The following is an 8,619-nucleotide window of genomic DNA, read 5'->3' as shown; positions in this document are numbered from 1 at the left end:
GGGGGCCGGATGATGGGAGCAGGCGGCTTTGCCTACTTTGGCCAAGACCAAAGTAGGCCGCCGTAAGGGCGGAAAGGTGACGAAAAGCCGCTATCGTCAATGAATGCGCATACATCTTCCGAAGCAATCACCATAAGCCCCGAACCCGAACCCTCACCCCCCAAGCCACTCCGGACTATTGAAATTCCCCAACCGCAAATCCCCCTCAGCACATTCCAACCCCTGCACCGCCCCCGCCAACAAGGCTTTCTGCAAACTCCGCTCCCCCTGGCCCCAGGCCTGCTCCAGCAAAGGCAAGGCCCGCCGCGGCACAACGCTGAACATCGGCTGCCAATACCCCCCCTGGCGTACCATCGCCGCACTGTCATGCTCACAGGCCAACGCCAGCAACCCCTCGACCAGCGCCTGGTCCACCAACGGCGCATCGCAGGCCAGCATCACCACCCAGTCATGCCGCGCCACTTTCAGCCCGGCAATAACCCCGGCCAGCGGCCCCGGGTAGTCCGCCTCGGCATCGCTCACCAACTGGTCGGCATAGGCGCCATACGCCTCAAGGTTGCGATTGCAGGAAATCACCACATCGTCCGACAACCCGCGCACCGCCCGCAGCACATGGGCCACCAGCGGCTCGCCGCGCCAGGGCACCAGGCCCTTGTCGCGCCCGCCCATGCGCATGCCGCGCCCGCCAGCGAGGATGAGGATGGAGCAGGGGGGCAGGGTGGCGGGCATGAAAAAGGGTTCCGGGCAGTCAATGCCGGGAACCCTCTCATTCAACGACGCCGCTGTCCAGTCAGCTATCGCTGGCCAGGTTCTCGGCTTGTTGCCTCTGGCGCCGCCCGGCCAGCTTCATCACCACCACGAAGAACACCGGCACGAACACCACGGCAATGGTCGCGCTGAGCATGCCGCCGATCACCCCGGTGCCAATGGCCTGCTGGCTGGCCGAGCTGGCGCCGCTGGCGATGGCCAGCGGTACCACGCCGAGAATGAACGCCAGCGAAGTCATGACGATCGGCCGCAGGCGCAGGCGCGCGGCCTGGATGGCCGCTGCAGTGGCGTCCATGCCGTCATCGACCAGCGCCTTGGCGAACTCGATGATCAGGATGGCGTTCTTCGCCGCCAGGCCGATCAGGGTGATCAGGCCGACCTTGAAGAACACATCGTTGGGCAGCCCGCGCAGGGTCACCGCCAGCACCGCGCCCAGCACCCCCAGCGGCACCACCAGCAGCACCGCAGTGGGGATCGACCAGCTTTCGTACAGCGCCGCCAGGCACAGGAACACCACCAGCAGCGATAGCGCCATCAACAGCGGCGCCTGGCTGCCGGACAGGCGCTCCTGCAGCGACAACCCGGTCCATTCAAGGCCCGCACCGCCTGGCAACTGCGCCACCAGGCGCTCGACCTCGGCCATCGCCTCGCCCGAGCTGTAGCCCGCCGCCGGCTCGCCGGAGATCGACACCGCCGGGTAGCCGTTGTAGCGGGTCAGTTGCACCGGGCCCGACTGCCACTGGGCGCTGACGAAGGCGCCCAGCGGTACCATCTTGCCGCTGGCGTTGCGCACGTGGATCTTCAACAGGTCTTCGACCTGGCTGCGTCGCTCGCCCTCGGCCTGCACCACCACCCGCTGCATGCGGCCCTGGTTGGGGAAGTCGTTGACGTAGTTCGAGCCAACCGCCGTATCCAGCACCGCGCCAATGTCGGCGAACGACACACCCAGCGCATTGGCCTGGCGGCGGTCGACCTCCAGCACCACCTGCGGGCTTTCGGCCAGCGAGGCTTCGCGCACGTTGACCAGCACCTTGCTGTTGCGCGCCTGCTCAAGCAACTGGTCGCGGGCCTGCATCAGTTCGCTGTAGCCCATGCCGCCACGGTCCTGCAGGCGGAACTCAAAGCCCGTGGACTCGCCCAAACCGTCCACTGGGGGTGGCAACACGGCAAAGGCGATGGCGTCCTTGAGCCCGCTGAAGGCCAGGTTGGCGCGGTCGGCGATGGCCTGGGCGCTGTCGTCGGCGCCGCGCTCGGCCCAGTCTTTCAGCGTGGTGAACGCCAGGGCGGCGTTCTGCCCGCTGCCGGAGAAGCTGAAGCCCAGGATCAACGTGGTGTTGGCAACGCTTGCCTCATCACGGTTATGCGCCTCGATCTGCCGCGCCACCTCGATGGTGCGCGCCTGGCTGGCGCCCGGCGGCAGCTGGATATCGGTGATGGTATAGCCCTGGTCCTCGGTGGGCAGAAACGCCGTGGGCAACTGGCTGAAACCATAACCCAGCACCCCCAGCAGCGCCGCGTACAGCAGCAGGTAGCGGCCGCTGCGGGCCAGGGCATGGCCGACCCAGCGCTGGTAGCCGTCGCTCATGCGCTCGAAACCGCGGTTGAACGCGCCAAACAAGCCTTTGCGCCCGTGCTGCTCGCCCTTGGCCAGCGGCTTGAGCAGGGTGGCGCACAAGGCCGGGGTCAGGCTCAGCGCGAGGAACGCCGAGAACAGGATCGACACCGCCATCGATACCGAGAACTGCTGGTAGATGACGCCCACCGAGCCCTTCATGAAGGCCATCGGCAGGAACACCGCCACCAGCACCAGGGTAATGCCGATGATCGCCCCGCTGATCTGGCCCATGGCCTTGCGCGTGGCCTCTTTGGGTGGCAGGCCCTCTTCGGCCATGATCCGCTCGACGTTCTCCACCACCACGATGGCATCGTCCACCAGGATGCCGATGGCCAGCACCATGCCGAACAGGGTCAGCACGTTGACCGAAAAGCCCAGCGCACTCATCACCGCCAGGGTGCCCATCAGCGCCACTGGCACCACCAGCGTGGGGATCAGGGTGTAGCGCAGGTTCTGCAGGAACAGGAACATCACTGCAAACACCAGCACCATGGCTTCGATCAGGGTGTTGATCACCTGCTGGATCGACACCTTGACGAACGGCGAGGTGTCGTAGGGGATGTCGATGCGCACGCCTTCGGGGAAGTAGTGCGACAGTTCGTTGAGCTTGGCCTTGACCAGGGCTGCGGTTTCCATGGCGTTGGCCCCAGGCGACAGCTTGACGCTGAAGGCGCTGGTGGCCTTGCCGTTGAGGCGGGTGCCGTACTGGTAGTCCTGGGCGCCGACTTCGACCCGCGCCACATCGCCGACGGTCACGCTGGAGCCATCGGCATTGGCCCGCAGCACGATGGCGGCGAACTCTTCATGGGTGCTCAGCTGGCCCTTGACCACCACGTTGGCGGTGATCTCCTGGGTGGGCCGGGCCGGCAGGTCGCCGATGCTGCCAGGCGCCACCTGGGCGTTCTGCGCGGCAATCGCCACGGCCACATCGTTGGGGGTCAGGTTGAAACCGACAAGTTTGGCCGGGTCGATCCAGATGCGCATGGCCCGCTCCGAACCATACAGCTGGGCCTTGCCCACGCCCTTGACCCGGCGTATCTCGTTCATCACGTTACGCGCGAGGATATCGGACAGGGCGATTTCGTCCAGGCGGCCATCCTCGGAGGTGAGGGTGGCCAGCAGCAGAAAGCCGGTGGACACCTTCTCCACCTGCAAACCCTGTTGGGTGACCGCACGCGGCAGGCGCGACTCGACCACTTTCAGGCGGTTCTGCACATCGACCTGGGCCAGGTCAGGATTGGTGCCCGGCTGGAAGCTGGCGGTGATGGTGGCGCTGCCCAGGCTGCTCTGCGACTCGAAGTACAACAGGTTGTCGGCGCCGTTGAGCTCCTGCTCGATGATGCTCACCACGCTTTCGTCCAGGGTCGCCGCCGAGGCGCCCGGGTACACGGCGTAGATTTCCACCTGGGGCGGCGCCACGTCGGGGTACTGGGCCACCGGCAACTGCGGGATCGCCAGCCCGCCGAGCAGCAGGATGAACAACGCGACCACCCAGGCGAACACCGGGCGCTCGATGAAAAATTGCGGCATGTATCAGGCCCTCACTGGCCGTGGCGGGCGACCGAAGCGCCCGGTTGTTCGTCGACCTGCACCGGGTCGCCGGCCTTGACGTGCTGCAGGCCCTCGACCACCACCCGCTCACCGGCGGCCAGGCCCTCGCTGACCACCCAGCGGTCGCCCTGGGCACTGCCCAACTGGACCTGGCGCTCGGCCACCCGCTGCTGGGCGTCGACCACCAATACCTTGGGCACCCCGGCACTGTCGCGCAGGATGGCCCGCTGCGGCACGCTCAGGCCCTTGGGCTGCACGGCCTGGGCCAGGCGCACGCGCACGTAGCTGCCGGGCAGCAGGTCGAGGTCGGGGTTGGGGAACTCGCTGCGCAGGGTGATCTGGTTGGTGCTCGGGTCGACGCTGATGTCCGAGAACAGCAGCTTGCCGGGCAGCGGGTAGGCGCTGCCGTCGTCCTGCACCAGGGTGGCCTGCAACTGGCCATCGCCGGCCTGTTGCAATTCGCCGGCACGGATGGCCCGGCGCAGGGCGTTGAGCTCGCGGGTCGATTGAGTGACGTCGGCGTGGATCGGGTTCAACTGCTGGATGGTTGCCAGCGGCGTGGTCTCGTTCTGGCCCACCAGCGCGCCTTCGGTCACCAGCGCGCGGCCGATGCGCCCGGCAATCGGGGCGGTGACGGTGGCGTAGCCGAGGTTCAGGCGGGCGCGTTCCAGCGCGGCCTTGGCCTCGGCCACGGCCGCGTCGGCCTGAAGGAACGCGGCCCGGGCGTTGTCGTATTCCTGGCGGCTGACGGCTTTGTCGTCCACCAGCTCGCGGTAGCGCTGCTCTTGCAGGCGCGCCTGGTACAGGGTGGCCTGGGCCTTGGCCAGGCTGGCGCGGGCGCTGTCGAGGTCGGCCTTGAACGGCGCCGGGTCGATCACAAACAGCACATCGCCTTGCTTGACGTCGCTGCCTTCGCGGTACACCCGCTTGAGCACCACGCCAGCCACTCGTGCGCGTACCTCGGCGGTGCGCGGGGCGAGCAGGCGGCCGCTGAGCTCGGTGCTGATGGCCAGCGGTTGCAGTTGCAGGTTTTCTACCCGCACCTGGGCCGGGGGTTGTTGTTCTGCCTGCTCGGCGCCATCGTCGCAGGCGGCCAGGGGCAGGGTGATCAACGCCACCAGCGCCACACGGCGCAGGTGAGGGGGGAGTGTGAAAGGCATGCGGATCTTCCGATGATGACCGGGCGTATGCTACGGCAGGCGGGCCCTTGCGGGCTGTTAGCAGCTGTAGGATGTGTGTGAAAAAGTGTTAAGGGCAATCCTTCGGGCTTGCAGGATTCTATATCCTTTCAACCCTGTGCCAGCCCCATCGCGGGGCATGGCCTCCCATCAACCCTTTGTGTTGCCCCTATGCCCAATATCCTTCTGGTCGAAGACGACAGCGCGCTGTCCGAACTGATCGCCAGCTACCTGCAACGCAATGGCTTCCACGTTCGGGTGATCGCCCGTGGCGACCATGTGCTGGACGCCTTTCGCCAGGACAAGCCGGACCTGGTGATCCTCGACCTGATGCTGCCCGGGCTCGACGGCCTGCAGGTCTGCCGCCTGCTGCGCCAGGCCTCGCAGAGCCTGCCGATCATCATGCTCACCGCCCGTGACGACAGCCACGACCAGGTGCTGGGGCTGGAGATGGGCGCCGACGACTACGTGACCAAACCCTGCGAGCCGCGGGTGCTGCTGGCCCGGGTGCGCACCTTGCTGCGCCGGAGCAGCATCAACGAGCCGCGCCTGGACACCGCGTTGATCCAGGTGGGCGGGCTGCGCATCGACCTGGCCGAGCGGGTGGTCAGCTGGCGTGGCGAGGAGGTGGAGCTGTCCAGTGGCGAGTACAATCTGCTGGTGGTGCTGGCGCGCAATGCCGGCGAAGTGCTGAGCCGCGACCGCATCCTGCAGCAGTTGCGCGGCATCGAGTTCAACGGCACCGACCGTTCGGTGGACGTGGCCATCTCCAAGCTGCGGCGCAAGTTCGACGACCACGCCGGCGAAGCGCGCAAGATCAAGACCGTGTGGGGCAAGGGCTACTTGTTCAGCCGTGTCGAGTGGGAGTTCTGAGCGGCCATGCTGAAGATCCTGGTACGCCTTTACCTAGTGATCATCGTCGCCTATGCCGGGGCCTTGCTGTTGATCCCCGACGCCATTGTCGGGGCGTTTCACGAGCGCTTCATGAACTACAACCTCGGCCAGGCCAAGGGCGTGCAGTCGCTGATCGTGCGCCAGTTCCGCCAGGCCCCCAAAGAGCAGTGGCCCGCAGTGGAGCAGGAGCTGGCAGCAACCTTCGCGCCCCTTGAGGTGCGGCTGCTACCCATGGCCGATGCCGATTTGCAGCCAGAGGAGCGTGCGCGCCTGGAACATGGCCTGTACGTGGTGCGCATCGCTGATTGGGGCTACTACGAAACCGTGCTGGCGCCGCTGGGCGATGGTTTGCTGGTGCGCCTGCATTCACCGCCCGACCCACTGGACATCAACCTGCTGTCGTGGGGCGTGACGGTTTTGATCGGCGCGGCCATGCTCGGCTGCCTGCTGCTGTGGGTGTGGCCGCACTGGCGCGACCTTGAGCGCCTGAAGGAGACCGCGCGGCGCCTGGGCCAGGGCAACATGGGCGAGCGCACGCAGATTTCACCGCGCTCGAACATCGGCGAGCTGGCCGGGGTGTTCGACACCATGGCCGGCGACCTGGAGCGCCATGTCAACCAGCAGCGCGAGCTGCTCAATGCGGTGTCCCATGAACTGCGCACACCGCTCACGCGCCTGGATTTCGGCCTGGTGCTGCTATACGACGAGGTACCCCAGGCAGCTCGCAAACGCCTGCTGGAGCTGGTAGGGCATGTGCGCGAGCTGGATGAACTGGTGCTGGAGCTGCTGTCCTACAGCCGCCTGGAAAACGCCGAACAGGGCCGCGAGCGGGTCGAGGTGTCGTTGCTGGAGCTGGTCGACAGCGTGCTCGGTGCTTTTGCCGAGGAGCTGGACAGCCGTGGTATCCAGTGGGAGGTGCGCTGTGAGCGCGAGCTGCCGCGTTTTGTCCTCGACCCCCGGCTGACCGCCCGCGCGGTGCAGAACCTGGTGCGCAACGCCATGCGCTATTGCGACCAGAGCCTGCTGCTGCGCCTGGGGCTGGAGGAGGGCGGCGCCTGCCTGCTGACGGTGGAGGACGATGGTATTGGCATCCCGGCCGAGGAGCGCGAGCGCATCTTCCAGCCGTTCTACCGCCTGGACCGCAGCCGTGACCGCAACACCGGCGGGTTCGGGCTGGGGCTGGCGATCAGCCGGCGGGCCATCGAGGGGCAGGGCGGCACCCTGACCGTGGCGCAGTCGGCGCTGGGTGGGGCGCAGTTTCGCATCCGCTTGCCAGCAGGGGGATGATAGGCCCCCAGGCCCGGCCCCTTCGCGGGCAAGCCCGCTCCCACAGGTACAGCGCAGGGCTGAAGGTCATGGGGCCCATGTGGGAGCGGGCTTGCCCGCGAAGGGGCCGGGCCTGCTAACCGCCCGCTGCCAACCGCGCAGTCCACAACACAAACCGGTCCTTGCCACTGTGCTTGGCCTCATACAGCGCCTGGTCGGCCCGCACCAGCGCCATGCTCAGGGTATCGCCGCTGTCCACCCGGGCCAGCCCGATGCTCACGGTCACCGGGTAGCGGGCAATGTCTTCGCGCACCCGCCGGCACAAACCTGCGACCTGCAACTCGACGCCGCCCTGGTCCAGCCCGTGGAAGAAGATGGCGAACTCCTCGCCGCCCAGCCGGGCAATCTCGAACGGCCCCATCGCCGCCTTGATATGCGCCGCCACCCGCTTGAGCACCTCATCGCCGATGTCGTGGCCAAAGCGGTCATTGACCTGCTTGAAATTGTCGATGTCGATCATCGCCAGGTATTGCCCGGGCGTGGCCCGTTGCAACTGGCGCTCGGCCTTGGCCATGAACGAGCGGCGGTTGGGGATTTCGGTCAGGGCGTCGACATAGGCCTGCTCCAGCAGCACCTTGGTCAGGTAGAAATTGTGCAGCTTGGCCTGGCGCAGGCGCAGGTAGCTGTAGATCACCAGGCCACTGAGAAACAGCGCATAGCTGAGCAGCATCGCCCCTTCGAGCTCCAGCACCTGCACATGGGTGTGGTAGAACGGGCTGAGGGTCAGCCAGGTGATGGCCATGGCGCAGAAGAACGACCAGCGCCGCACCGGCAGCACCGACACGGTGTACAGCACGGTGGACACCCCCAGCACCAGCCACAGCGGGCGGATGGCGATGGGCGTGCCCTCGATCACCAGGCGCATGGCCAGGGTAAGCACTGCCACGAACAGCAGGTTGAGCACATCGAAATGGTGGCTCTTGCGGGTGAAGCCCAGCACCACGGTGATGCAGCACAGCAGGGCGATGAACACCCCTGAAAGCCAGGTGAAGTCCTGTTCGCCCAGGTAACTGACGATCAGGTCGAACACCAGCCAGATGGCGATGCCGATACAGAACACCAGCAGGCAGAAGCGGCGCATGGCCTCGAACTCGTGCTGGCGAAACTCGGCGCGCAGGGCGGCGGGGGCGACCTGTTGGCGGATGTGTTCTTCGAGGGTCTTGTACATGCGCGCTGCCTTAGATTGTTGAATCTACACGGTGCCTGCAGGAGCGGCACTGGGCTCGGAGTTGACGCAGTCCTGTGGGAGCGGGTTTACCCGCGAAAAAGACGACGCGGTGGCTGGCA

6 protein-coding genes are annotated in these 8,619 nt (G+C 66.5%); 2 read left to right on the top strand and 4 right to left on the bottom strand.

Annotated features, from left to right (window positions below; genetic code table 11):
• Positions 1-153 precede the first annotated feature (153 nt).
• The 3 genes from mobA to ACI2KK_RS26650 form a co-directional block, all read right to left on the bottom strand.
• Positions 154-729 (bottom strand): molybdenum cofactor guanylyltransferase MobA, encoded by a 576-nt coding sequence (mobA, locus tag ACI2KK_RS26660; RefSeq protein ID WP_404671306.1) that lies wholly within the window; start codon positions 727-729, stop codon positions 154-156.
• Positions 730-790: 61 nt separating this feature from the next.
• Positions 791-3,913 carry a multidrug efflux RND transporter permease subunit gene (locus ACI2KK_RS26655; protein WP_404671305.1) on the bottom strand — a complete coding sequence of 1,041 codons (3,123 nt, stop codon included), beginning with the start codon at positions 3,911-3,913 and terminating at the stop codon, positions 791-793.
• Between the two features lie 11 nt (positions 3,914-3,924).
• A complete protein-coding gene (locus ACI2KK_RS26650; RefSeq protein WP_404671304.1) occupies positions 3,925-5,094 on the bottom strand; it encodes an efflux RND transporter periplasmic adaptor subunit in 1,170 nt (389 codons plus the stop codon).
• Positions 5,095-5,283: 189 nt separating this feature from the next.
• Between ACI2KK_RS26650 and ACI2KK_RS26645 the strand changes: the two genes are divergently transcribed.
• Together ACI2KK_RS26645 and ACI2KK_RS26640 are read left to right on the top strand one after the other, a co-directional pair.
• Entirely contained in the window at positions 5,284-5,985 is a 702-nt protein-coding gene (locus ACI2KK_RS26645) for a response regulator (RefSeq protein ID WP_404671303.1), read from the top strand.
• A gap of 6 nt (positions 5,986-5,991) precedes the next feature.
• Positions 5,992-7,293: an ATP-binding protein gene (locus ACI2KK_RS26640; protein ID WP_404671302.1), complete on the top strand. Its 1,302-nt coding sequence runs from the start codon at positions 5,992-5,994 to the stop codon at positions 7,291-7,293.
• Between the two features lie 115 nt (positions 7,294-7,408).
• Here ACI2KK_RS26640 and ACI2KK_RS26635 read toward each other — a convergent pair whose 3' ends face one another.
• Positions 7,409-8,500: a GGDEF domain-containing protein gene (locus tag ACI2KK_RS26635; protein ID WP_404671301.1), complete on the bottom strand. Its 1,092-nt coding sequence runs from the start codon at positions 8,498-8,500 to the stop codon at positions 7,409-7,411.
• Between the last annotated feature and the right edge of the window lie 119 nt (positions 8,501-8,619).

The organism is Pseudomonas sp. NPDC089406 (assembly GCF_044900265.1).
Taxonomy (GTDB): domain Bacteria; phylum Pseudomonadota; class Gammaproteobacteria; order Pseudomonadales; family Pseudomonadaceae; genus Aquipseudomonas; species Aquipseudomonas fakonensis.
Note: the sequence above shows the minus strand (reverse complement) of the source record. Positions and strands in the feature narration are given on the sequence as shown.